Source organism: Streptomyces sp. NPDC045968, assembly GCF_056430475.1.
Genome location: NZ_JBWKLF010000003.1, coordinates 434578 through 457544 on the forward strand (window position 1 = coordinate 434578; position 22967 = coordinate 457544).

Annotated in this window: 30 protein-coding genes; all 30 read left to right on the plus strand. The window is 68.8% G+C overall.

The genetic code is table 11. The features are described from left to right. Positions 1-11 precede the first annotated feature (11 nt). Positions 12-1553, plus strand: coding sequence for a hypothetical protein (locus tag AC07FA_RS11555; RefSeq protein WP_479074807.1), 1542 nt, complete (start codon positions 12-14; stop codon positions 1551-1553). After that, a complete protein-coding gene (locus AC07FA_RS11560; RefSeq protein ID WP_479074808.1) occupies positions 1550-2116 on the plus strand; it encodes a hypothetical protein in 567 nt (188 codons plus the stop codon). Before AC07FA_RS11555 ends, AC07FA_RS11560 begins: the two co-directional genes overlap by 4 nt. Further along, positions 2113-2616, plus strand: coding sequence for a hypothetical protein (locus AC07FA_RS11565; RefSeq protein ID WP_479074810.1), 504 nt, complete (start codon positions 2113-2115; stop codon positions 2614-2616). Before AC07FA_RS11560 ends, AC07FA_RS11565 begins: the two co-directional genes overlap by 4 nt. After that, positions 2613-3215 (plus strand): hypothetical protein, encoded by a 603-nt coding sequence (locus AC07FA_RS11570; protein ID WP_479074811.1) that lies wholly within the window; start codon positions 2613-2615, stop codon positions 3213-3215. The genes AC07FA_RS11565 and AC07FA_RS11570 overlap by 4 nt, the downstream gene beginning before the upstream one ends. 89 nt (positions 3216-3304) lie before the next feature. Then, positions 3305-3475 carry a hypothetical protein gene (locus AC07FA_RS11575; protein WP_479074812.1) on the plus strand — a complete coding sequence of 57 codons (171 nt, stop codon included), beginning with the start codon at positions 3305-3307 and terminating at the stop codon, positions 3473-3475. Positions 3476-3556: 81 nt separating this feature from the next. Then, the gene (locus AC07FA_RS11580; RefSeq protein WP_479074813.1) at positions 3557-3679 is read left to right on the plus strand and encodes a hypothetical protein; all 123 of its coding nucleotides are present in this window, start codon (positions 3557-3559) and stop codon (positions 3677-3679) included. Positions 3680-3683: 4 nt separating this feature from the next. Beyond that, entirely contained in the window at positions 3684-4025 is a 342-nt protein-coding gene (locus tag AC07FA_RS11585) for a hypothetical protein (RefSeq protein ID WP_479074814.1), read from the plus strand. A 5-nt stretch (positions 4026-4030) separates the two neighbouring features. Further along, positions 4031-4240, plus strand: coding sequence for a hypothetical protein (locus tag AC07FA_RS11590; RefSeq protein WP_479074815.1), 210 nt, complete (start codon positions 4031-4033; stop codon positions 4238-4240). A 147-nt stretch (positions 4241-4387) separates the two neighbouring features. Then, entirely contained in the window at positions 4388-4759 is a 372-nt protein-coding gene (locus AC07FA_RS11595) for a hypothetical protein (protein ID WP_479074816.1), read from the plus strand. Between the two features lie 152 nt (positions 4760-4911). Continuing rightward, entirely contained in the window at positions 4912-5280 is a 369-nt protein-coding gene (locus AC07FA_RS11600; RefSeq protein ID WP_479074818.1) for a hypothetical protein, read from the plus strand. Between the two features lie 150 nt (positions 5281-5430). Beyond that, positions 5431-5823, plus strand: coding sequence for a hypothetical protein (locus AC07FA_RS11605; protein ID WP_479074820.1), 393 nt, complete (start codon positions 5431-5433; stop codon positions 5821-5823). A gap of 143 nt (positions 5824-5966) precedes the next feature. Continuing rightward, positions 5967-6371 (plus strand): hypothetical protein, encoded by a 405-nt coding sequence (locus AC07FA_RS11610; protein WP_479074821.1) that lies wholly within the window; start codon positions 5967-5969, stop codon positions 6369-6371. A 921-nt stretch (positions 6372-7292) separates the two neighbouring features. After that, positions 7293-7769, plus strand: a complete 477-nt coding sequence (locus tag AC07FA_RS11615) for a hypothetical protein (RefSeq protein ID WP_479074823.1) — start codon at positions 7293-7295, stop codon at positions 7767-7769. A 17-nt stretch (positions 7770-7786) separates the two neighbouring features. After that, entirely contained in the window at positions 7787-8071 is a 285-nt protein-coding gene (locus AC07FA_RS11620; RefSeq protein ID WP_479074825.1) for an HNH endonuclease, read from the plus strand. Between the two features lie 2 nt (positions 8072-8073). Further along, the gene (locus AC07FA_RS11625; protein WP_479074826.1) at positions 8074-8598 is read left to right on the plus strand and encodes a hypothetical protein; all 525 of its coding nucleotides are present in this window, start codon (positions 8074-8076) and stop codon (positions 8596-8598) included. A gap of 4 nt (positions 8599-8602) precedes the next feature. Beyond that, positions 8603-9043, plus strand: a complete 441-nt coding sequence (locus AC07FA_RS11630; protein ID WP_479074828.1) for an AAA family ATPase — start codon at positions 8603-8605, stop codon at positions 9041-9043. Between the two features lie 270 nt (positions 9044-9313). Then, complete coding sequence (locus tag AC07FA_RS11635; protein ID WP_479075172.1) at positions 9314-9562, plus strand: hypothetical protein; 249 nt, start codon at positions 9314-9316, stop codon at positions 9560-9562. Beyond that, positions 9522-11069, plus strand: coding sequence for a terminase (locus AC07FA_RS11640; RefSeq protein ID WP_479074829.1), 1548 nt, complete (start codon positions 9522-9524; stop codon positions 11067-11069). The genes AC07FA_RS11635 and AC07FA_RS11640 overlap by 41 nt, the downstream gene beginning before the upstream one ends. A 262-nt stretch (positions 11070-11331) precedes the next feature. After that, complete coding sequence (locus AC07FA_RS11645) at positions 11332-12576, plus strand: phage portal protein (RefSeq protein WP_479074831.1); 1245 nt, start codon at positions 11332-11334, stop codon at positions 12574-12576. Beyond that, a complete protein-coding gene (locus AC07FA_RS11650) occupies positions 12573-13385 on the plus strand; it encodes an HK97 family phage prohead protease (RefSeq protein WP_479074832.1) in 813 nt (270 codons plus the stop codon). The genes AC07FA_RS11645 and AC07FA_RS11650 overlap by 4 nt, the downstream gene beginning before the upstream one ends. A gap of 77 nt (positions 13386-13462) precedes the next feature. Continuing rightward, positions 13463-14704, plus strand: a complete 1242-nt coding sequence (locus AC07FA_RS11655; RefSeq protein ID WP_479074834.1) for a phage major capsid protein — start codon at positions 13463-13465, stop codon at positions 14702-14704. A 67-nt stretch (positions 14705-14771) separates the two neighbouring features. After that, a complete protein-coding gene (locus AC07FA_RS11660; protein WP_479074835.1) occupies positions 14772-15176 on the plus strand; it encodes a hypothetical protein in 405 nt (134 codons plus the stop codon). Beyond that, positions 15176-15640 (plus strand): hypothetical protein, encoded by a 465-nt coding sequence (locus AC07FA_RS11665; protein WP_479074837.1) that lies wholly within the window; start codon positions 15176-15178, stop codon positions 15638-15640. Before AC07FA_RS11660 ends, AC07FA_RS11665 begins: the two co-directional genes overlap by 1 nt. A gap of 10 nt (positions 15641-15650) precedes the next feature. After that, positions 15651-16463: a hypothetical protein gene (locus AC07FA_RS11670; RefSeq protein ID WP_479074839.1), complete on the plus strand. Its 813-nt coding sequence runs from the start codon at positions 15651-15653 to the stop codon at positions 16461-16463. Continuing rightward, the gene (locus tag AC07FA_RS11675) at positions 16463-16930 is read left to right on the plus strand and encodes a hypothetical protein (RefSeq protein ID WP_479074841.1); all 468 of its coding nucleotides are present in this window, start codon (positions 16463-16465) and stop codon (positions 16928-16930) included. Before AC07FA_RS11670 ends, AC07FA_RS11675 begins: the two co-directional genes overlap by 1 nt. A 31-nt stretch (positions 16931-16961) precedes the next feature. Next, positions 16962-17177 (plus strand): hypothetical protein, encoded by a 216-nt coding sequence (locus AC07FA_RS11680; RefSeq protein WP_479074843.1) that lies wholly within the window; start codon positions 16962-16964, stop codon positions 17175-17177. 4 nt (positions 17178-17181) lie between these two features. Continuing rightward, entirely contained in the window at positions 17182-18168 is a 987-nt protein-coding gene (locus AC07FA_RS11685; protein WP_479074845.1) for a phage tail tube protein, read from the plus strand. A gap of 11 nt (positions 18169-18179) precedes the next feature. Beyond that, positions 18180-18692, plus strand: coding sequence for a hypothetical protein (locus AC07FA_RS11690; protein WP_479074847.1), 513 nt, complete (start codon positions 18180-18182; stop codon positions 18690-18692). A gap of 8 nt (positions 18693-18700) precedes the next feature. Continuing rightward, on the plus strand, positions 18701-19234 hold the full coding sequence (locus AC07FA_RS11695) for a hypothetical protein (RefSeq protein ID WP_479074849.1): 534 nt from the start codon (positions 18701-18703) through the stop codon (positions 19232-19234). A 106-nt stretch (positions 19235-19340) separates the two neighbouring features. Then, entirely contained in the window at positions 19341-22964 is a 3624-nt protein-coding gene (locus AC07FA_RS11700) for a hypothetical protein (RefSeq protein ID WP_479074850.1), read from the plus strand. The last annotated feature ends 3 nt before the right edge of the window (positions 22965-22967 follow it).

Here is a 22967-nt window from a genome sequence, read left to right on the forward strand (position 1 = left end):
CAGGTACCCCTGTGATCACCCACCCGCTCATCACCTGGGCGGTCGACCACCCATGGCCGACCGCCAGCATCACCGCGGCCGCCCTCGCCATCCTCGGCGGCGCCCTGTGGGTCACCATCCGCACCGTCCGCGCCATCACGTGGCCGCCGGGCCCGGTCCTCGTCGCCGCGGCCGGGGCCCTCGTCTGCACGGGCTTCGGTGCCGATACCAGCTGGCGGTTCGCCAGGGACGGCCTTGGCATGATCGACACCACCGAGCGCGCCGTTCTCTTCGCCGCCGGAGAGGTCGCCCTGTTCGCCTGTGCCGTCATGGCCCGCGCGAACAAGACCGCCACCTCGACCGACGACGTCGCGGGCACCACCGGCGTCCCTGGGGCCCTCGTCTGGGTCATCACCTGCGCCCTCATCGTGCCCTGCTACGCCACGTCTGGCATCGTCGGCGGATCGATCCGCGCCTTCTTCGGCCCCGTCTGCGCCGGGCTGTTGTGGCACCTCGCCATGGGCCTGGAGATCCGCGTCGCCCGCCCCGAGGCACTGTCCACCGGGCTGCCCGCGGTCATCGGCCGGGAGCTCCGCGAACGTCTGCTGTCCCGGCTCGGCCTCGCCGCCCGGGACCGTACCGCGGAGCAGATCACCCGGGACCGGGCGACCGCCCGCGCCGTGCACCTCGCCGCTGTCCTGGAGCTGAGCCCCAAGGGCCGGCTGGCCGGGTACCGGCGCCGCCGCCTGGCCGCCGCCGTCGCCCGCTCCGGGGCCGGCACGAACGGCGAGCAGCGCCACCGCCTGCTACAGCAGCTCGCCGCCCGGCGTACCTCCGGTCAGCTCGCGACCGTACCCCTGACGTCGCCGTGGACGGGTACCCCCGTACCCGAGGACCCGTACCCGGCAACCCCGCTCGGTGTGACTGGGGCGCAGCTTCGGCGGATGGACCCGCTCGCCGCCGTGCATCAGGTGCGTTCCGCGCACCCCGAGGCAACGCCGTCCGAACTCGCCGCGCTGCTCGTTGAGTACGGGGTACCCGTGTCCGAGACACAGGTGAGGATCGCGGTCGGTGGGGGCAACGCGCCGAAGGCTGTCACCTCCGAGGTGCCCACCATTGCGCGGCCCGCCCTCGACGCTGCGCCCGAGGTACCCGGCTCTGGCCTGGAACTTCACTTCATGAGTACCGCCCTGGTACACCCCGACGCGCAGAGCCGGGTACCCGTACTCGCCGCCGCCGCGCGCAGCCCCCGTGTCGACGTCCGTATCCCTCCCGAGGACGAGCAGGCCGAGCCCGAGCACGCCGCCGTACCCGACCCCGAGGTACCCCGGGTACCCGAGCAGGACGAGGTACCCGAGTACCCCGTACCCGAGCCGGACGAGGTACCCGACGACGAGGTACCCGAGGGCGACCGCGACGTACCCGACCCGGACCCGCTGATCGAGCAGGTACGCGCCGAGCACGGCACACGGGTCCCCGGCGTCAAGGCGCTCAAGCGGCAGTACGGCGTCGGCCAGACACGGGCCCAGCGCATCCGCGACGCTCTCGCCCCCGAAGAGGTGACCACCCCGTGACCGACCGCCCGATCACCCCGACCCGGGTCATCCCCGCCGGCACACCGCTCCCCACCCCGCTGCCCGACCACGGGCCGCTCCCGGGGGAAGTACCGCCGTGGCGCACCGCCCCCGTTGTGCCGCCACCCCCGCCGCCCCCAGCTCCGGCACCACCGACCGCACCGGCACCGCTCCCCGTTCCCCAGGTCCACGTCCACGTCCTCGTCCCGTACGAGGCACCGCCCGAGCCGACCCGGGGGGAGCGCCTCTGGGCGTGGCTGCGGACCATCGGCCGACCCTGGCAGATCTGCGGGGCGTTGCTCCTCGCCGTCCTGCCCGTCCCTGGCGTCGAGCACAGTGCCGCCAGCATCTGGGCGTACACCGTCAGCGAGGCCCGCGCCGAGTGGGGTGCCCAGGTCGGGTACGCACTCGCCGCTGTCCCCCTTGCCTGGGTCGTGCTGCGCGTCGTCCGGTATGGCGGCACGCTGCGCCGCCTCTGGCTCGGCACCGTCGCCCTGATCGGCGCCCTGTCCGCCGTCGACCTCTTCGACATCGTCACCCTGCTCACAGGAGTCACCCGATGAACGCCGCCAGTCTCAGCCTTGCGGGAGTCGCCATCGCGCTCGCGATCATGTGGGCGAACTTCCGCCCCTGGTGGAAGGGCACCAGAGACCCCAAGGCGCTGATCCCGTACGGCGCGGGGTGGCTCCTCGGCTCCCTCGCCACCGTGTGCGTCGGCGGGGCACTCGGCTGGGGAGCAGCCGGAATTGCCGGGCTCACCGCCAGAGCAGGGGACACCGCCGTCGGCAGCATCATCGGTACCGGCGCCGCAGCCCTCTCCTCCCACCGCATGGGCACCCTCACCCCCGCGGGCGGCATCGTCGTCGCCCTGGCCCTCGTCGGCGTGATCCTCCTGCACCGGGCATCAGGCAAGCTCGACCGCCGACGCATCATCGGCGGCCTGATCACCGGATGCGTCCTCGGGTTCCTCCCCGGCATCGCGGCCGCCCTGGACTGGCTGCCTGACACCGCCAACCAGATCGGCGCCTGGGGCGAAGACCTCGCGAACGGGACCACCACGTGAAGGGCGCACGCGCGCGGGCCCTGCGTCGCCTGGCCACCGGCAGCAGCGTCCTGACCACCCGGATCACCACCGCGGTCACCGCGTGGGTGCGGGCCGGCCGACGCGACGACCTCACCGGAACCGCGGCAGCCCTCGGCTGCTGGCTCCGCCTGCTGCTCCTCGCGGGTGTTGCTTTCGGCGCGTACCAGCTGGCCCGTCATGCCCGCTGGCTGATGATCCTCGCGGCCGCCGCATGGGCGTACGCCGCGTGGCGCGCAGCACCTGCCGAGCAGCACCCCATCGAGGTCTCAGAGGACGCCCCCAAAGAGCCTCAGCCGGACCCTCGCGACGCGGTCCTCCGCCTGCTCTACGACGCACTCGGAGACCGCCCCTCGATGTACCTCTCCGACGTCCTCCAGCACCTCCAGGACCGGGGCCACGGGAAGGGCTGGAAGGTGGCCGACCTGCGCGCCCGCCTGGAGGCCCTCAGCATCCCCGTCGAGATGCGACTCAAGACGTCCGGTCGGGGAGCGAGCAGAGGGGTCGTCAAGGCGCAGCTCCCGCCCCTCCCCGACCACCCGGCCGCGGCCCCGTCTCCCACGGCGTCTACCGCCGCCTGACCTGCACGTCTACCCCGCCGTCTACGGGCATCTCCCCCTGATCTCCCGGCGGATTTACCGCCGGTCTACCCACTACTGAGAGGACCGGAATGAACCAGCAGCAGGCCGTACAGGAGGCAGCCGAGGCGGTACTCGCCCACGGCGGCCCGGAGCAGCGAACCGACCCGCGCATCGCCACCAAGGCCATGGAACGCGCGGTCGCTCTCGGCGCCACGCACGACGACATCCGCGCCGAGATGGCCCGCCAGCGCACCCAGTAGATCCCCGAGACCGGCCGCATCACTGCCAGGCGAACGGCCGGCCCGGGACCCCATCCCGATCACAGAGATAGGACGCACAGCATGGCACTCCAGACCTCCATGAGCACCGGCGAGCTGAAGAAAAAGAACGACCGGTCGCAGGCGACCCGCGACGCCGAGAAACGCGGAGCAGCCTCCAACGGCCAGCAGAAGACGGGACGATGACGAAATGACCGAGATGAGCACCACGCTTCCCATGCCGCTGGCCCAGATCCTCGCCGATTCCGACGCCCGCGAGCAGACCGTGCTCGCCGTTCGCCACTTGATCGAGTTCCGCTACGGCGACACCGTGCTCGCCGAGCTCGACTCCGACATCGCTCCGATCCACACCCCGCGCGTAGGCGACGCCGTGGACCTCTACGGAGTGGCAGTCAACATCACCGCTGTGACCGTTGCGTACGACGTGGACACCCAGGGGCGCGGGGTGGTCCTCGCCGTGGTCGACGTCGAGGCCACCGAGCGGCCGCCCGTCCAGCTGATCGTTCCCTGCCCCACCAACCCGCGAGGATGAACCCCATGAGCGAGCGAGTGAACGTGAAGGTTCTGCTTCTGATCGGCGGAGAGGCCGAGATCGTCGCGGATGCGTCGGACCCGGATGCGCCGGCCCGGTACCCGGCGACAGTGATCGCGGAGGAAGTCGGCGTCCAGGCGCGGGAGCTCCCAGGGATGCGCCTGTCTGCGGTCGTGGGGCCGGATGACCGGCTGTCCGGGTGGCAGCGGCGGTAGGCGTACGGCAACGGCCCCAGCCTGGATCAGGGTTGGGGCCATTCCCTTAGCGATAGGTGTTGCAATTCAATGGCGTTGGGTCCATAATGGAGACACAAGGGAACGGGCCGCGAACCCGAACCCACCACCCACCGAAAGGCGGACACCATGTCTGATCACCAAGACGAGATGATGACCCTGGCGGCCCAGCGCCTCACGAGCGCGTACGCCGGTCTCGTCGCCTGCTGCGAGAACCTCCCTCTGCCGATCGCACTGCCGACCGGGGTCGTATCCAACCTGGAGATGATCCCCGCCGTCCGGCGCATCGAGCAGCTGGCGGACGAGCAGCCCATGCCCACGGACCAGCAGTCACAGCTCTACACGGCCGCGATCCTCTGGCTGGCCGCGACGGACCTCTACATGCTCCTGGTTGCGGAGGAGTACCAGGAGGTCCGGGCGGCGGGCGTGCTCGGCATCCTGATGATCGCCCGGGACTCCATCACGGATCTGGGCACGTGGCTGCTGGAGCAGTCCAGCTAGTCGCCACCCACACGGCCCCCGGCATCCAGCCGGGGGCCGTACCCGTTTCCCCGCCCAGAGGTGTTGCAATTCAATGGTGTTCCGTGCCATACTCAAGCCACAGGGAAGGGGCCGCGAACCCCGACCCACCACCCAACCGAAAGGCAGACACGATGTCGGACTTCGAAGACCACGCGATGCACACGATCGCCTCCCACCTCAGCGTCACCTACAGCGGGCTGGTCACCATCTGCCTCGCCCTCCCCATCCCGGTGACCCTGCCGAACGGCGCAGTCTCCAACCTGGAGGCCGTCCCGGCCATCCGGCGCCTGATGGACATCACGGAGGACCAGCCGCTGCCCGAGGAGCAGCAGGCAACGCTGTTCGCGGTCGCCGCATTCTGGCTCGGCGCGATGGACAGCTACAGCCTCCTGCACCGCGAGGAGTTCCACACCGCCCGCGCGCACTCGGCGGCCGCCGCTCTCATCATGGCCGACAACCACATGATGGACCTGACGGTCTGGCTGGCCGACCAGGAGTAATCACCACCGGAGAGGCCCCCGACATCCAGCCGGGGGCCTCTCCCATTCACCTTCCCCAGAGGTGTTGCAATTCAATGGCCTTGATGCCATACTGGAGGCACACGGAAGGGGCCGCGAACCCCGACCCACCACCCAACCGAAAGGCAGACAATGTCCGACTTCGAAGACGAGACCAAGGGCCACCTGTCCGGGCTGATCGCACACGCCTACCTCGACCTCAGCGCCATCTGCGCGGGCCTCCCGATCCCGATCACCCTGCCCGCCCCCACCGGCAAGGAGCTCGACCTCGTCGACGCCATCCCCGCAATCCGCCGGGCAATGAACCTCATCGAGGAGCAGCCGCTCCCCGAGGGCCCGAAGGACACCTTCGTGAGCGCCTGCGCCTACTGGCTGGGGGCCGTCGACATCTTCACGATGCTCATCGTCAACGGCTTCCACACCGCCCGCGCACTTAGCGCCGCAACCATCCTCGACGACGCCGACACCAAGATCCGCGAGATCAGCATCTGGCTCGCAGACCGCTGGCTCGAAGAGAACGAGTAACACCACCGTCGCCCCCGGCACCCAGCCGGGGGCGGCCCCCCTGAACGCAGAAAAGACCGGCAGCGCCAGGCCGAAGCCCAGACACCCCGAAGGGCGCTCGCGAAACACTGCCGGTCCCACCCAGCCAGAAAGGCCAGACCACCATGGTAGCCACCCCGCCCGCCGACGGAGAGACCCTCCGCGAGATCGCCGCCCGCTACGGCCGCGCCTACAACACCCTCAGCGCCCAGTGGTCCCGCCACCCCGCCTGGCCCGAGCCGGTCGGCAAGCGCGGCCACGCGTACGTCTACGCCCCCGCCGCCGTCGACCAGGTCGTCCGCGAGCACTTCGCACGCGAGGACACCAGCTTCGAGCCCCGCCGCCTCTACACCGCACGCGACATCGCGGCCACCACCGGCATCAAGGCCGCCACGATCCGCGCCGACGTCTCCAAGGGCCGCTGGCCGGCCCCCGACAACACCGAAGGTCCCGCGCACCGCTGGACCGGCGCCACCATCACCACCGCCCTCGCAAGCCGCCGCGGATACCGACGCGCCCCCGAGCAGTGAGCTGCCCGCATACGTTCACCTCTTAACGCACGGCACAGTGCGCTAGGGTGGAGTGACCACTTAGTTGGCATGTAATACAACGGAGGACCCAACTCCTGCCAGAGTCAGGCCCCCCGTCGCAGTTCACGAGCCCGGTCGCGTATCAGCAGACCGGGCTTGCTGCATGTGCAGCCGCCATCGGTCCCGACCGGTCTCGTCGTGGGTGCCCCCAGACGCTGAGCGAACTACCCCACCAGGGCGATGAAGATCGCTACCAGGATTCCTGCCACGCCTACCCAGACCTGCGCCTTCTCGGCACTGGTCCACGACCTGCGAGGCTCCTCTGGCTCCGAACCCATCACACCACCTCCCTTCATCCTCCAGTCGGCACCCTTCGTAGCGCCGGTGGCTAACGAACTCCGCCCGCGCGGACAGGAGTTCAGTGGAGGAATCTGTTTGGCAGTCGCCATCCTACGGGTACAGGCGGACACGGCAGAGGTTTACCGGCACCCCCGTTCGGACGTGCGCTCGACAGGTGCCGCGACCTGCGAGAACGCCACCGCCGGACGGTTCGACACGCGCGAGGACACCGCTAGTTCCCTGTCTGCACCCAGCGAATAGGTTTCACGTGAAACGCCATCAGCTAAGCGGCCGACATGCCCGCTGTCTGCCGGTTGCTTGCGTTCTGCCACACCGTGCCTGATCATTGGCCCCAAGTCCGGCGTGCCCGGACACAAGAGCCGCTTCGGCCGTCGAGCCGCAGCAACAGAGGTCCGACCGCGTAGGCACGGCATCCTGCCATCCGGCCAAGACTCGCCCCAGCGCTACACCCGCCGTGGGGTGGCTGGGGCGCTCACATGTCACGGCCCGGCCACATCACCGCGAAGTGCGCATCAGGCACAGGATGATGTCCCCCACATCACGCAACACCCTGGGGGGACCATGCGCACCACCATCACCACGGCTGCGATCAGCGCCGCCGCCCTGCTCGCCCTCACCGGCTGCGGCAGCCACAACGACGAGGCGACGACGCCAAGCACGACCGTCACCACCGCCTCGCCGTCGCCCGAGCACAACGCAGAGGACTGCAAGTCCCTGCTGGAGCGCAACTACGCCGCTGACGCTGCCCGCGACGTCTCCACCGACCCCGAATGCGCCCACCTGAGCCAGGACCAATACGCGGCCCTCGTCGGTGACGTGCTCACGGGACACAAGGACGACATCCTCGACGACGCCGCGAACGAAACAGCGTGGGACGTGGCCTGGGACCAGACGCCCACAGAGCAGCAGCAGACCGTCTGTGACCGTCTTACGACCGACGGGGCCGAGGCCGTAGGCCAAGAGATGGCGGATGCCGCCGCCGAGCCGACAGGCGACGAACCCGACATGGCCAGGTACTTCCTCGACGAGAAGTGCTGAGCTGAAGGGGGGCGCCCGTGGCCGGCAACCCCCGCAACGGGCGCCGCTACCGCGCGCTCTGCACCCGGCAACGCACCCTCGGCCTCCCGTGCTGGCTCTGCGGCCACAACATCCGGTACGACATCCGGGGCCGCGACGCGGGCAAGCACGGCGACGCGTTCACCCTCGACCACCTGGTCCCGCTCTCCCGTGGCGGCGACCTCCTTGACCCTGCCAACGCCCGGTCCGCACACCGCCGCTGCAACAGCGCGCGCGGAAACCGGACCGCCGTCAAGCAGCCCCGAGCCTCCCGGAGGTGGTGATCATGGCCATCGGCCAGACCACAGCGAGGGTCCGATGCCCCGAGTGCAACGAGCCCATCACCATCCCCGTTCGGCTGACCCACGCCACCATGTCGCTCGACCTGGACCCCGTACGCGCGCACGTCGATACGCACAACGCGGCGTTCTCTACCGAGCTTCCGCCCACCGCGAAGGTGACCCCAGCCGAGCCACACATCACCCTCTTCGCCGCCGACCTCCTCTCGAAGTGGGGCTTCAACGACGGCGACGACCCCGACGAGTGGCTCGCCTACTGCGAAGCCCACGGCCTCGACTACAACGAGATCGACTTCCCGTGGGCCGCCCTGGTGCGCGAGCACCTCGTGCCACTGATCGAGCAGGACATCACCGTGGTCGACGTCGACACCTGCCACAACCCGATCCGCGTCGACACCATCAACGGCATCGACGTGGTCGACACCTGGCGCGGCAGGACAGCCGCCCCCACCCTCACACCCAAGTCAGTCGACGTACCGATCAGCGTGATCGCCGAGCTCGCCCAGAGGTGACCACGTGCTGATCGTCGTCACCGGCCCACCAGCAGCAGGCAAGTCCAGCTGGATCAAAGCGCACGCCAAGCCGCGCGACATCGTCATCGACCTCGACCTCATCGCCCTCGCCATGGCCGGACCCGGCGCAGACCACCACAACCACAGCCCCGAACTCCTCCGCGTCGTCTACCGCGCCCGCCAGGCCGCCGTACACGAAGCCGAGCAGCTCGCCGACCTGCTCGACGTCTACCTCATCCACACCATGCCCCAGGCCAAGGCGCGCGCCAGATACAAGCGGCTCGGCGCACGGATCATCACCGTCGACCCAGGCGAAGCGATCGTTCGACAACGAGTTCGGGACATGCGCCAGCCAGCGATGGACGCGGTCGTCACTCGCTGGTACCGAGACCGCCGCAAGGGCGGATCACGCGCAGTGACCACCCAGGCATCCCGAGCATGGTGACCGAGTCCTGACCGGTCGCCCCGACCCCGACAGTGATCATCTTCGGCTGCCGATCACGGTCGCGGGGGAGAGAGTGGATCAAAAGTCGAGCTCAGAGGCGGGCGACCCAAACGCCCTTGTCGCCCGGTTTTTTGCGCGAGCCCCCCTACAAAATGATCTTGACCCGAATCCTCGAATCGACCCCAAGATCACCATCACTTAGCGTGACACCACCGTCGTCACTCTCCGCTACTTGACGGAACGTCAGTTCTGTGATCGGGGGTGGCGCTCATGGTCGAGGACGGCACCCGCGACGAGATCGAAATGCTCGGCGTCGGAGACATCTCCCCTGGCCTGTCCACCCTCGCGATCCAGCTCGCCCAAGTGATCGACGAGAGCGACGCCCCTACCGCCATCGCAGTCGCGGCCCGTGAGCTCCGCGCCACGATGCAGGAGCTCCGCAAGCTCGCCCCCGTCAAGACCGAGGGGGATGCGCTCGATGACCTCGCCGCTCGACGGGCCACGCGCCGTGGTGCATGAGCCCGTTCACGTCCCGGACGGGCGGGGCGTACAGCGGCCGCGGGTCTTCACAGCGCCCCCGTACACGTCGTCAGCGGGTCAGGAGGCCATCGAGCTGGCGGCTGTGGCCGGCCTTCGCCTGGACGAGTGGCAGCAGTTCGCCATGCACGTGGGGCTCGGGGAACGGCCGGACGGCAACTGGTCTGCGTTCGAGGTCGCAGTCAACGTGGCCAGGCAGAACGGCAAGGGCGGAATCATCGAGGCCAGGGAGTTGGCCGGGCTGTTCCTCCTGGGCGAGCGCCTGATCATCCACTCGGCCCACGAGTTCAAGACGTCGGTCGAGGCGTTCCGGCGGATCGTCGCGCTGGTCACAAACACGGACTCGCTGCGGAAACGGGTCAAGGCCGTACGGCGGACCACCGGCGAGGAAGCCATCGAGCTCCTGACCGGCCAGCGGTTGCGGTTCCTGGCCCGCTCCGGCGGCAGCGGTCGAGGGTTCACGGGCGACTGCAACATGTTGGACGAGGACATGATCCTCGGCGACGACGCCATGGGCGCCCTGATGCCGACCATGGCGGCCGTGAAGAACCCGCAGGTCTGGTACCTGGGGAGCGCTGGCATCGGCTCACCGTCCGTACAGCTGGCCCGTCTGCGGCGCCGCGCGCTCGCGGCCATGGAGTCCGGCAAGCCAGACCCCTCGCTCGCTTACCTGGAGTGGTCGATCAACCCGCACGTACGCGAGTGCGCGCCCGACTGCACCGAGCACGATGACCCGCTGTCACCACTGTCCGTGGCGAAGGCGAACCCCGCCTTGGGCTACCGCCTGACGCTGGCCCACACAGAGCGGGAGCGGCTGACCATGTCCCCTGAGATCTTCGCCCGCGAGCGGCTCGGTGTAGGCGACTACCCGTCCGAGGAAGGCGACACGTGGCGGGTCATCGACGAAGAGACCTGGCGGGCCCTGGCCGACGGTACGTCCGCGATGAGCGACCCGGTGGCCTTCGCCATTGACACGACTCCTGAGCGGTCGCACAGCGCGATCTGCGCGGCCGGCCGGAACGGCGATGCCACACACGTTGAGGTGATCGACCACCGGTCCGGCACGGGCTGGGTCGTCGAGCGCCTGGTCGAGCTGGTGGAGAAGTGGCGGCCGTGCGCGGTCGTCGTCGACTCCGGCGGGCCGGCAGCGTCGCTGATCCCTGCGGTGAAGAAGGCGCTCGCGGCGGCTGGGCACGACAAGGTCAGCGGCGACGAGGACCTGCTCGTCGAGATGACGACTCGGCAGGTGGCGGCGGCGAGCGGCCAGTTCTTCGACGCGGTAGCGGACCAGACGCTCGTGCATCTGGACCAGGCGCCACTCGCGACCGCGCTGGCCGGGGCGGACAAGCGCCCGGTCGGCGACGGCTGGGCGTGGTCGAGGCGGGGCGTGTCCGTGGACATCACACCGCTGGTCGCGGCCACACACGCCGCCTGGGGCCACGCGGAACGTGCCGACATCGAGCCTGAAGGGGCGCCCAACCTGTGGTGATCGAACGGTGGTTGTTCGCCGCAGAGGTGGCGTTCGTGCTGGTGGCCGTGGTGGGCATCGGCCTATGGAGCTTCCCGGCGGCCCTGCTGGTGGGCGGGGTGCTGGGAGTGCTGGCGTGTGAACGCGCGTCAGCGGGACGTGCTGCTGGTGGGCAGCACGACGGTAGCGGGGACGGAGGTGAGCGGAAGTGACAGGTCTGTTCGGACTCTTCGATCGGCGGAGCGTAGAGAACCCTTCGGCGCCGCTCACCTCCGCCGCGCTGATGGAGTACCTCGGCGGCCGCGCGACAGCGGCCGGGGTGGCGGTGACGGAACGCAGCAGCCTCCATATGCCGGCGGTGTGGCGGTCCGTGAACGTCATCGCGAACGTCTCTGCGGCTCTCCCGTTGCCGACGTACAAGGTTGGCACGAAGGAGAAGAAGCAGTTCGACCTGCTCACAGATCCGCATCCGGACCTGACGCTGCTGGAAGTCATGCGACTCGGGTACGTGCACCGGGTGCTGTGGGGCAACACGTACGTGCAAAAGATCCGCAGCCCGTCGGGCGCAATCCGGGAGCTGTGGCCGATCACCCCGGACCGGGTCCAGGTCGAGCGGGTACGGCCGGACGATGACCTGCCGTCCGGGAAACTCTTCCAGGTCACAGACGACTGGGGCGCTCAGCACATCCTCACGCCGCACGAGATCCTCCACATCCCCGGCGTGGGGTACGACGGGATCACGGGCTGCTCGCCGGTCCGGCTGGCCGCCCAGGGCATCAGCCTGGCGCAAGCCGCCGAGATGTCTGCGGCCCGGCTGTTCGGCTCCGGCAACATGATCGGCGGTGTCCTGCAGACCGAGCAGCGGCTGAACCCGGACCAGGCGAACGCGCTGAAGGAGCGCTGGAAAGCCAAGATGTCCGGCGTCGGGAACGCCCACGAGGTAGCTGTCCTGGACTCCGGGGCGAGCTTCAAGCCCGTGGCCATGCCGAACGTCGACGCCCAGTTCCTGGAGTCGCGAGAGTTTCAGGTCAGCGAAGTGGCGAGGATGTTTGGCGTCCCGCTCTTCCTGCTGATGGAGACCTCGAAGAGCACATCGTGGGGGACGGGGCTGGAGCAGCAGGCGGACGGGTTTGTGACCTGGGACCTGTCTCCGACGTGGCTGGCTCCTACGGAGCAGCGCGTCACGAAGGAGCTCCTGCCGAAAGACATGTACGCGAAGTACCAGTTGGCCGGCCTGCTCCGTGGCGATAGCGCCGCGAGGGCGACGTTCTACCGGGCAATGCGCGACGTCGGCGCCTACTCGGCGAACGACATCTTGGCGTTGGAGGACCGGCCGCCGCTCACCGGCCCGGAGGGCGACCTGCACCTCCAGCCGATGTACATGGCGCCGCTGGGATTCAACCCGCTGGCCGGGCAGGACAGCGCCCCGCCGCCTGCCGCTGGCAGCAACGCGGCCCGCGCGGCCGCGCTCATGGTCGAGGCGCAACGCCTCATGCACACACCCGACGAAACCGGAGAGACCACATGAGGACCCTGACGAGGACGACGGTTCAGGAGGAGCGCCGCCATCTGCCGTTGTCCACGGCAGAGGTTGCGGTTCGGGCGGGCGAAGGCGAGGGCGGCGAGGAGCGATTCTTCGGCTACGCCGCCATGTTCAACAGCCGCACGTCGATCGGTAACCCCCTGCGTTGGGGCTTCTACGAGGAAGTCGCGCCCGGCGCTTTCACCAAGACGATCAGCGAGGGTGACGCCCGGATGCTGATCGACCACGACACCTACTACGTGGTCAGCCGAGTATCCGCCGGCAGCCTGGCCCTGGCGCAGGACGCCCGCGGCCTCCCGGTCGACTCGGCCCTCGACCCCGCCCTGTCCTACGTCCAGGACCTGAAGGCGAATCTCCGGAACGGCAACATCACCGGGATGAGCTTCGGGTTCCAGGTCGTCAAGGACGAGTGGACGCTGATCGATGTGGAGACGAAGGACGACCAGGTCGTCCAGGCGGAGCTCCGCACGATCCAGGAGGTCAAGTTGTTCGAGGTCAGCGCGGTGACGTTCCCTGCGTACACGGACACCGTGGCTTCCCTCCGCGCTGTGGCTTCGGCTCTGGCGCACCGCGGCGACATGGCCGCGATCGAGCAGCGGGCGCAGTACCGGCCCGAGCTCCTCGACATGCTGACGATCGACCGCGAGCCGGGTGAGTCCACTCGCGAGAGCACCACCGAGGACACCGCAATCGACGAGCTGACCGAGCCGGCCGACGCCACTCGGAACGAGCGCGATGCGCGGTCCCTCCGTATGCGGGCCCTGGCCGCACGGTTCGGCCTGCCCCGCAACTAGCACCACCCGACACTCACCCGCCAGCCCGGCCATGACGCCGGGCTTTTTGGCACGCCCGAAAGCGAGAGCCCCACCCCATGAGCGAGCGACTGAAGCGCCTCATCGACGAGCAGAACCGAACCTGGCAGCGGATGCAGGACATCCAGAACGCGGCCGAGTCCGAGGGCCGCGACCTCACGGCCGAGGAGCGCGGCAACTGGGACCAGGCGGAGGCCCGTCTCACTGAGGTGTCCGGCGACATCGACCGCATGAACAAGATGGCCGCCCTCGACAAGATCGACCGGTCGCAGATCGTCACCACGTCCGGCCCGACCGGGGAGCCCCGCGGCACCGACGAGGACCAGGCCCGTCGATACTCGGAGGCGTTCGGCCTCTACCTGCGCGGCGGCATGGACCGCCTCACTGGCGAGCAGCGGGTCATGCTCATGGACCACCAGGTCGACCTTCGTGCTCAGGGCACCAACGTGGACACCACGGGCGGGTTCCTCGTCCCGGACGAATTCCGCAACATCATGACCGAGACGATGAAGGCGTTCGGCGGACTGCTCGGCCTGGCCGACGTCATCACCACCAGCACCGGTGCGGACCTGCCGTGGCCGACGAACGACGACACCGGCAACGAGGGCGAGATCCTCGGTGAGAACCAGCCTGCCGGGGAGCAGGACCTGGTGCTCGGCGGCCGGAAGCTGAAGGCTGTGACGTACAGCTCGAAGCAGGTGAAGGTCGCGCTCCAGCTGCTCCAGGACTCGGCGTTCAACCTCGACAGCTGGGTGCCGAAGAAGCTCGGCGAGCGCATCGGCCGGCGCGCCGCGCGGAGCTGGATCACCGGCACGGGCGTGGACCAGCCCGAAGGGCTCACCACCAACGGTGTCGTCGGCAAGACCGGTGCGGCCGGCCAGATCACCGCAGTCATCTACGACGACCTGGTCGACCTAGAGCACTCCGTCGACTCGGCGTACCGGGCCAACGCCCGGTATCTGATGAACGACTCCACCCTCAAGGTCATCCGCAAGCTCAAGGACGGCCAGGGCCGGCCGCTGTGGGTGCCGATCCCGGCACCCGGCTTCCCGTCCACGATCAACGGCTTCGAGTTCACCCTCGACAACTCGATGCCCACCCCGGCAGCCAGCGCGAAGAGCATCGCGTTCGGTGACTTCAAGGCGGGCTACGTCATCCGCCAGGTCCAGGACGTGCAGACGATGCGTCTCGTCGAGCGGTACGCCGAGTACCTCCAGGTCGGCTTCCTCGGGTTCGCCCGCATGGACGGCATGATCCAGGACTCCTCGGCGGTCCGCCTGTACCAGCACCCGGCCGCCTGATCCATCCCGCTGTGTGGCCCAGGACCAGTGCGGTCCAGGGCCCGGCTCGACTTGAGAGGAGCGCGTCATGAGGGACGCGTACAACAACGTCACCTTGCGGGAGACCCTGGCGATCGCCACCCGCACCGCATCTGCGAACGGCACCAGCGTGGACCGGGCCGGCAGCGGCTCGATGTTCCAGGACGCCATGATCGTGGTGCACACCGGTGTGATCACCGACGGAACCCACACCGTCGACGTCCAGGAGTCCGACGACAACACCACCTGGTCCTCGGTGGCCGCGTCCGAGCTCCAGGGCACGGAGCCGGTCATCGCCGCACCCGACGACAACAAGCTGTACGTGATCGGCTACAAGGGCCAGAAGCGGTACCTGCGGGTCGCGCTCGCGGCGGCCGGCACGACGTCGGGCGGAACGCTCGGCGCAACGGTGCTCCTGGCGAACCCGCGGGTCGCCCCGGTGGTGCACGCCTGATGCCGCGCATCCGAATCCTGGAGGCGATCTCCGGCCTCGACTTCTCCTGGCAGCCGGGCGACGTCGTCGACCTGGCCAAGGAGGAAGCGGAGAAGTGGGCCGACGGGCATCGCGCGGTATGGGCCACCGAGGTTCCGCCCCTGCCGCCGGTCCCGCCGGTAGTGGCGGGCTTCGATCCGGACGCCGCCGACCCACTGCTGGTCGAGGCGTACGACCCGGACGAGCACAGCAACCGCGAGGTGCTCGCCTACCTTGCGGACGTCGGCGAGGAGGAAGCGGTGCGGGTGCTCGACGTCGAGGCTGCCGGGCAGAACCGGGCGGGCATCGCAAAGGAGCGGGAGGCCGTCCTCGCGCAGGCCCGTGCCAACGACGAGGCGCGCGCTGCCGCCGACCAGGAGGACGCCGAGCTGGCCGCCGAGGTCTCGCACGGTGGCGACCTGCGCGACGGCATCGAGACCCGGTAAGGGGGCGAGGGTGCCGTACGACCTTGGCGCGACAGCGCGTCTGACAGCTGAGTGCCGAGATCCTGGCGGCACCCTCACTACCGCCGCCACGGCAGTACTCACCATCGGACTCCCCGACGGCACGAGCACCTCACTGGCTGTCGAGGAGACAGTCACCGGCCAGTACCAAGCCGACTACCCCACGGTCCAGGCCGGACGTCATACCGTCCGCTGGCTCTTCGCCGGCCCCGGCGCTGCGTACACCGACTCGTTCGACGTTCGAGATGCAGTTCCTCCGTCGATCCTGTCGCTGTCCGACGCCATGGACCACCTGAACAAGAAGAGCTCAGCGGACCGGGATGAGGTCCGGTTCTGGGTCGAAGCGACGACGCGGGCCGTCGAGTATTTCGTCGGCCCCGTCGTCGTCCGGCCGGTGACCGAGGTTCACTCGGTCCGCCGGGTCGAGTCGCTGGCGCTTCGCCAGGTGCCAGCACTCGCGATCTCTACGGTGGCTGCGGTGCTGTCCGGTGGCACCTCGTACGAGGTGGCTGACCTCGATCTCGACGAGTCGACGGGCATCGTCCGGCTCCGGGACGGGGGCTGCCTGTACGGGCCGGTGCGCGTCACCTACACGGCCGGGCGCCGCATCATCGACGCGAACATCACCGCAGCCGCGCGCGTCATCCTTCAGCACCTGTGGAGAACCCAGCAGGGCCCCGGCCGTCCACAGCTGGGGACTGGTGACTTCGACGTCACCGAGCCGATCCCCGGCCTGGGCTACGCCATCCCCAACCGCGCTGTGCAGCTGCTCAACCCGGACCAGATTCCCCCAGGGATGGCGTGATGGCTACCTCCGCAGTACCCGGCGCGATCGCTGCGCTCCTCACGATCCTTCGTGCCGCACCGGGCCTGGCCGAGGTGGAGGTCATCGACGGGCCGCCGGTCGGCGACATGTCCGACCAGGACTTCCTGGCCGTGGGCTGGGCGCCCGATGGGGACCAGGCCGCCGAGACGGTGCAGGACTTCGCCTCGGCGGGCGCCAGGCGGCGCGACGAGGACTTCGTCATCTCGTCCTGGATCGACACGTGGTCCGGTGACTCGGATATCGCGGTGTGCCGGCAGCGGGTCTTCGAGCACCTGGCCGTCGTCGAGGACGCGATCCGGGCGACCGGACCGAACCCGGAGGCGCCGACTCTCGGCGGCGCGGTCCTGTGGGCCCACATGACCCGGGGCGTGCTCCATCAGTCCAACACCGACCAAGGCGTACGCGCGGGCCTGGGCTTCACGGTGACGTGTCGCGCCCGCATCTGACCAACCCAACACCACAGCAGGGAGTACGCCCATGGCGCGAGTGCGCTACATCGGCGCCGAGCCGGTCACCGTGCCGGAGCTCGGCAGCCGCACGATCCACCCCGACGAGATGGTCGAGGTCCCCGACGAGCGATACGAGGGCTACGTCTGCCAGCCCCATACGTGGGAGGCAGTCGAGGAGCCGAAGGCCGACGCTCCGAAGAAGGCCACCACTACCGCGGCGAAGTCCGCAGCGAAGGAGCTGTGACGACATGGCCATTGGCTCCGGGCTCGGCGCCCAGATCGGCATCGCGGCAGAAGCGTCGTACGGGACGTTCCTCGCCCCGACGAAGTTCATCGAGTTCACGAAGGAATCCCTCCAGCTCAAGAAGACGACGGCCCAAAGCGCCGGCATCGCGGCGGGTCGGCTGATCCCGCTGTCCTCGCGGCGCGTGGTCACCCAGCGGCAGGCAGCCGGCTCGCTGGAGATGGAGGTCACCAACAAGGGCATGGGCGTGCTGTTGCAGACGCTCATGGGCACGTCAGTGACTCCCGCTCAGCAGGCGGCAACCGCGGCGTACCTGCAAAGTCACCTCCTCGTCGACACCGCCGGGAAATCGCTGGTCATCCAGAAGTGTGTGCCGCTGACGACCGGTGTCGTCACGGACAAGACCTTCCTCGGCTGCAAAATCATCAGCGCTGAATTCTCGTGCGAGGTCGGCGGGATGCTGACCGTCTCCTTCGAGATCGACAGCAAGGACTGCGACGAGACACAGACGCTGGCGGTCGCGACGTACCCGTCGATGTCGCCGTTCCACTTCGGGCAGATGTCGGTGAAGACCGGCGCGTACGGGACGGAAGTGGCGCTCGACGGCATCCGCAAGGTCAGCCTGAAAATCGAGAGGCCCCAGGCAACCGAGCGGTTCTACGCCGGGCAGGCCGGGCTCAAGAAGGAGCCCATCTCGAACGACCAGGTGAAGATCACCGGCAGCCTCGAAGGCGACTACGTCTCCACGCTGCTCGATGACCTGCACACCTCGGACGCGGCGACCAGCTTCGTGTGGGACTTCACCGGCCCGCTCATTGCGGCGACGCACTTCGAGCGCATCACGTTCAAGGTGCCGGCCATCCGCATCGACGACGCACCGCCGGTGGTCGAAGGCTTCGATGTCATCAAGCCCACGATGAGCTTCACCGGGCTCTACGACGGCACAAACCCGGTCGCGATCGAGTACATGTCCACGGACATCGCGCTGTAGGGAGGTGGCCCGTGGCTACCGCCTCGGTGCAGATTCTGGGCACCGGCCAGCTCTTGGAGCTTTCCCGCCGACTGCGCTCTGCATCTGGGGCGCCGGTGCAGCGGAACATGCAACGCCGTATCCGGCGGGCCGCTGAGCCACTCCGAGATGAGCTACAGAACACCGTCCGCGGCCTGCCGATCCGGTCGGCAGGCCGCGGCTCCGGCAAGCGGGGCGGCCCCTCCCCGACGACCAGGCCGCTCCGCGCGACCATCGCCGAAGCAATCCGCATCAGCGTCCGCGTATCGGGGAACCCCGGCGCCCGAGTCTGGATCGACAAGGGCCGACTGCCACCCGACCTACGCAACATGCCGGCCGCGATCAACGACGGCCGGTGGCGCCACCCGGTGTTCGGGAACCGCCGCCGCTGGGCGCAGCAGACCGCGCCACCTCTGTGGTGGGACGAGGCCGTCCGCAATCACACCCCTCGCATGACCGCCGAAGTGGCGCGCGTCGTCGATGACGTGCGCCGCCAGATTGAGTAGGAGCACCCGTGATCATCGTCTACACGCCCAAGGGCGGGGAGCCGGAGCACTACGACGCCCGCGACCTTCTGTCGTCCGAGGCGTCGATCGTCGCGCGGACCATCGACCAGAAGTGGCCGGCGGTCAAGGAAGGTCTGACGGACGAGGACCTCGACTCGATGCGCGGCGTGGTCTGGATTCTGAAGAAGCGCGCCAACCTCCAGCTTCGGTTCGGCGAGTTCGATCCCGGGGTCGACGAGATGGTTACGCGCTACGACAAGCGCGAGGTCGAGGAGTGGGTCCGCGGGGCGTTTGCGATTCGGGCCGCCGACGCCGACATCTCTCTCGATCAGGTCGTGTTTGCACTGCGCGAGGTGCCAGACGCAGCCGCTGACCCTGACCACGCACGGGACTTCATCGAGAAGCAGCGGGTCGAGGCTGAGGGAAAAGACCTCAGCCCAGCAGCAGTGTCAGCGGACTCCGCTCCCGAGCCGACGGCATCTGCGAGCTCGACATCGTCGATCTCAGAGCTCAGTACCTCGGACTCTTCGCCCACCTCCTGAGCATGCCGCCGTCGGTCGTCGACGGGCTGCTCGTCGACGACTTCTATGCGCTCGTCATCTGGATGGACGCCTTCCAGCAGGCACAGCAATCCGGAGGTGAGTGATCGTGACGCGCCTCTCTTTTGTGCTCGACGGCCGTGACCAGTTGTCGCGCGTTCTGGACCGGGCCGGGGACGCCTCGGACCGGCTCGGCCGCCGTCTGCTGGCGGCATCCATCAACGGTGACGCGGCGATGCGCCGCCTCGGCAACTCGACCACTTCGCACATGGCTGGGATGCAGCGGGACACCAACCTCGGGGCGAAGGCTGCCTCAGCCCTTAAGGCCTCGCTGATCAGCCTGACCCCTGCGGCAATCCCGGCTGCCGCATCCCTGGCGCCGATCGCCGCGGGGGCCGGCGCGGTCGCGCTCGCCAGCATCGCTTTCACGGCGGCGCTGATCCCGCAGATCGGTGCCCTGTCGGACGCGGCCGACGCGGAGAAGAAGTACCAGGAAGCCGTCGAGACGTCGGGCGGGACGTCGGAGGCCGCGATCACGGCGCAGGCGGAGTATCAGCGGAAGATCGCTGAGCTTCCTCCTGAGACACGGCGTGCGGCCGCATCGCTTGGCGTCCTGAAGGACTCGTACGCGCAGTGGTCGGACGAGCTGGCCGACGACACCATGACGCCGGTCACCAAGGGCATCGGGCTGTTGAACGGCTTGCTGCCCACGACGACCGGGCTGGTGAAGGGGACGGGCCGCGAGCTGGACCGTCTGGTCACGAACGTCGGCGGCGCCATGGCCACCCCCGGCTTTGACCAGATGAACGGTCGCTTCGAGCGGTTCACCACAGGCACCTTGCGCCGCCTCAACGACGGCCTGGTGTCCCTGATGCGGACCGGAGGCTCGGGCAAGGTCGGATCAGGCGCGAGCGAGTTCATGGACTACGCCCGCTCGCAGGGCCCCCTCGCGGCGGCGACGCTTCGCAACGTCGCCACGGCGCTGATGAACATCCTCAACGCCGGGTCCCAGGTCGGTGTCGGCCTGCTCCAGATCGTCAACGCCCTGGCCGGCATCGTGTCCGCGATCCCGCCCGGTGCGCTCGCGATGATTCTGCAACTGGCGATCGCGATCAGACTGGTTGGCCTGGCTGCGGTTGGCCTGGCCGCCGCGCGTACAGCGATGGCAGCGTTCGGTGCGTCGCTGATGGCGATGCAGGTGGCTGCGGCTGCCGCACCGGGGCGCCTGGCTGGTGTCACCGCAGCGATCGGAACCCTGTCCCGTGGTGCGAAGCTCGCGCTGGCCGGCACCGGCATCGGCCTGCTGGTCATTGCCCTGAGCGAGCTGTCGCAGGGCGGCGAGGAGGCTGCGCCGGACGTCGACAAGCTGACCTCTTCGCTCGGCCGGTTCGGGGCCACGGGCCGAATCTCAGGCGAGGCCGCGTCCGTTCTCGGGAAGGACCTCGGGAAGCTGAGGGACCAGCTCGGTCTGGTGATGGACCCGTCGTGGGCTGAGTCGTTCAACAACTGGGGCTCCGACCTCACCGGCGGATTCCTGGCACCCGGCGACGCAACGGAGAAGCTGAAGACCCAGCTCGATTCGGTCGATGAGTCCCTGGCCAACCTGGTGTCGTCCGGGAAGGCTGACCTAGCGGCGGCCGCGCTGAAGAACCTGCTCAAGGGCATGAGCCCGGAGCAGGTTGAGAAGATCAAGGGCAGCCTCGGGGGCTACAAGGACGCCCTGGCCAACGCCAACTTCGAGCAGCAGCTGGCCGCGCAGTCCATGGGGCTCCTCGGCGCCCAGGCCCAGCAGGTTCAGCAGAAGCTGGACGCCCAGAAGGCCAGCACCGACGGCCTGAGGCAAAGCCTCATCGCGCTGAACGAGGTCAACCGTCAGGCTCTCGACGGGCGCGCGGGCATGGAAGCGGCGATCGACGCCGCCGCCAAGGGCACAGCAGCCCACGCCAACGCCCTGCGATACGTGAACGGTGAACTGGACCAGGGCTCGGAGAAGGGCCGAGCCGCGACCGCCATGCTGACCGAGCTGGCGCGCAAGACCGAGGAGAACGTGTCCTCGGCGCGCAACAGCGGCAAGTCGTGGGACTACGCGAAGAGCCAGTTTGACCGAGGCCGGGACGCGATCATCCGGTCGGCTGACGCGATGGGCCTGAACCGCGGCGAGGCCGTACGGCTCGCGGGTCAGATCATGCGGACGCCGAACAAGACGGCGTACCTCAAGGGGAACCTGCAAGATCTTCAGTCCAAGCTGGCCGACGCGAAGAGTCGTCTGGCTAAGGCGCCGTCCTCCAAGACGGCGTCCATCCGTGGTGAGATCTCGGATCTCCAGCGGAAGATCGCCGCCGCGAAGACCGCGATCGGGTCGGTACAGGGCAAGACGGTCAGCGTCATGGTTCAGTACCGGGCCTCGCACTCAGGCGGATCGGACTTCGCGAAGAGCATCGGTGGCTACGCCTCCGGGGGCAAGCCGCGACCGGGTGAGTTGGCGTGGGTCGGTGAGCGCGGACCGGAGTTGATGCGGTTCGGGTCCGGCGGGACGGAGATCTACTCCCACGGGGACAGCATGGCGATGGTTGCCGACGCGGCCACCGCTGGCAGGAATGCGGGCCTCGGCCTGCGGCAGGGCATGTCCACGTCCCACGGTGACATCGAGGCATCCGGGCGTGGCATGGGCGCGGCGGTCCTCACGGGCATCCGGGCCGAGCTGGAGATCGCGTCCCCGTCGAAGAAGACGAAGGCGCTCGCGAAGGACGCGGGCAAGGGAATGCTGATCGGTCTCACCGGCAACAAGGCCGCTATCGCCGCGACGGCGAAGGACCTGGTCAAAGACATCTGGGCGGCGTGGAAGGGCAGCAAGTCCACGAAGGACTCAAGCCTGGTCGCGATGGTCACCCGCGATACGAAGAAGCTCCAGAAGTTGGCGTCGCAGCGTGACGCCCTGGCCACGCGGATCAAGGCGGCAAGGGACTTCGCGAAGTCGGTCACCGCCGGGGCCCGGCAGGACGCCTCCCTGGGCAGCCTCGGCATCGAGGAGCAGAACGTCTCTGCGGGCAGCATCAAGGCGGGTCTCGCCCAGAAGCTCGCCAAGCTGAAGCAGTTCACCGGTTACATCAAGACGCTCGCGAAGCGCGGCCTCAACAAATCGCTGCTGCGCCAGGTGCTGGAGATGGGGCCCGAGCAGGGGTACGCGTACGCCTCGGCCCTGGCCGGTGCGGACTCGGCCACCTTCAAGGCGATCAACTCCATCGAGGGCCAGATCAACCACGGTGCGGATGCGCTCGGCAAGATCGGCGCGGATGCCATGTACGACAGCGGGAAGAACGCGGGCCGCGGGTTCCTGAAGGGGTTGGAGGGCCAGCAGGACGCGATCGAGAAGCAGATGATCAAGATCGCCAAGGGGATGCAGAAAGCGATCCGCAAGGCACTCGGCATCTCTTCCCCTGCAAAGAAGCTCATCCCGGACGGAGTGAACTCCGTCCGCGGCCTGGCTGTCGGTCTGGTCGAGGGGATGCCCTTCCTCGACCGTGCGCTTGGTGCGGTCACTGCCCGGGTGGCCTCCACGCGGCCAGTCATCGGTCGGCCCGCATTCACGGGAGGCGGCGGAGGTGTGGTCTACAACATCAACGTCCTCGTCGAGCAAGCGATGGACCCGGTCGCAGTCGGCCGGGAACTACAGCGGGTGCTGGTCAAATTCGGGAGGGCGCAGGGCGCCACGGTCAGTCTGAAGGTGGGGTGACCA

Bases quoted from the DNA above. Each gene is read 5' to 3' on its own strand.
- AC07FA_RS11590 (WP_479074815.1), top strand. From the start codon at position 4,031: ATGAGCGAGCGAGTGAACGTGAAGGTTCTGCTTCTGATCGGCGGAGAG.
- AC07FA_RS11615 (WP_479074823.1), top strand. From the start codon at position 7,293: ATGCGCACCACCATCACCACGGCTGCGATCAGCGCCGCCGCCCTGCTC.
- AC07FA_RS11580 (WP_479074813.1), top strand. From the start codon at position 3,557: ATGGCACTCCAGACCTCCATGAGCACCGGCGAGCTGAAGAAAAAGAAC.
- AC07FA_RS11625 (WP_479074826.1), top strand. From the start codon at position 8,074: ATGGCCATCGGCCAGACCACAGCGAGGGTCCGATGCCCCGAGTGCAAC.
- AC07FA_RS11650 (WP_479074832.1), top strand. From the start codon at position 12,573: ATGAGGACCCTGACGAGGACGACGGTTCAGGAGGAGCGCCGCCATCTG.
- AC07FA_RS11665 (WP_479074837.1), top strand. From the start codon at position 15,176: ATGCCGCGCATCCGAATCCTGGAGGCGATCTCCGGCCTCGACTTCTCC.
- AC07FA_RS11680 (WP_479074843.1), top strand. From the start codon at position 16,962: ATGGCGCGAGTGCGCTACATCGGCGCCGAGCCGGTCACCGTGCCGGAG.
- AC07FA_RS11585 (WP_479074814.1), top strand. From the start codon at position 3,684: ATGACCGAGATGAGCACCACGCTTCCCATGCCGCTGGCCCAGATCCTC.
- AC07FA_RS11655 (WP_479074834.1), top strand. From the start codon at position 13,463: ATGAGCGAGCGACTGAAGCGCCTCATCGACGAGCAGAACCGAACCTGG.
- AC07FA_RS11605 (WP_479074820.1), top strand. From the start codon at position 5,431: ATGTCCGACTTCGAAGACGAGACCAAGGGCCACCTGTCCGGGCTGATC.
- AC07FA_RS11685 (WP_479074845.1), top strand. From the start codon at position 17,182: ATGGCCATTGGCTCCGGGCTCGGCGCCCAGATCGGCATCGCGGCAGAA.
- AC07FA_RS11600 (WP_479074818.1), top strand. From the start codon at position 4,912: ATGTCGGACTTCGAAGACCACGCGATGCACACGATCGCCTCCCACCTC.
- AC07FA_RS11595 (WP_479074816.1), top strand. From the start codon at position 4,388: ATGTCTGATCACCAAGACGAGATGATGACCCTGGCGGCCCAGCGCCTC.
- AC07FA_RS11635 (WP_479075172.1), top strand. From the start codon at position 9,314: ATGGTCGAGGACGGCACCCGCGACGAGATCGAAATGCTCGGCGTCGGA.
- AC07FA_RS11645 (WP_479074831.1), top strand. From the start codon at position 11,332: ATGGAGTACCTCGGCGGCCGCGCGACAGCGGCCGGGGTGGCGGTGACG.
- AC07FA_RS11640 (WP_479074829.1), top strand. From the start codon at position 9,522: ATGACCTCGCCGCTCGACGGGCCACGCGCCGTGGTGCATGAGCCCGTT.
- AC07FA_RS11675 (WP_479074841.1), top strand. From the start codon at position 16,463: ATGGCTACCTCCGCAGTACCCGGCGCGATCGCTGCGCTCCTCACGATC.
- AC07FA_RS11575 (WP_479074812.1), top strand. From the start codon at position 3,305: ATGAACCAGCAGCAGGCCGTACAGGAGGCAGCCGAGGCGGTACTCGCC.
- AC07FA_RS11660 (WP_479074835.1), top strand. From the start codon at position 14,772: ATGAGGGACGCGTACAACAACGTCACCTTGCGGGAGACCCTGGCGATC.
- AC07FA_RS11565 (WP_479074810.1), top strand. From the start codon at position 2,113: ATGAACGCCGCCAGTCTCAGCCTTGCGGGAGTCGCCATCGCGCTCGCG.
- AC07FA_RS11610 (WP_479074821.1), top strand. From the start codon at position 5,967: ATGGTAGCCACCCCGCCCGCCGACGGAGAGACCCTCCGCGAGATCGCC.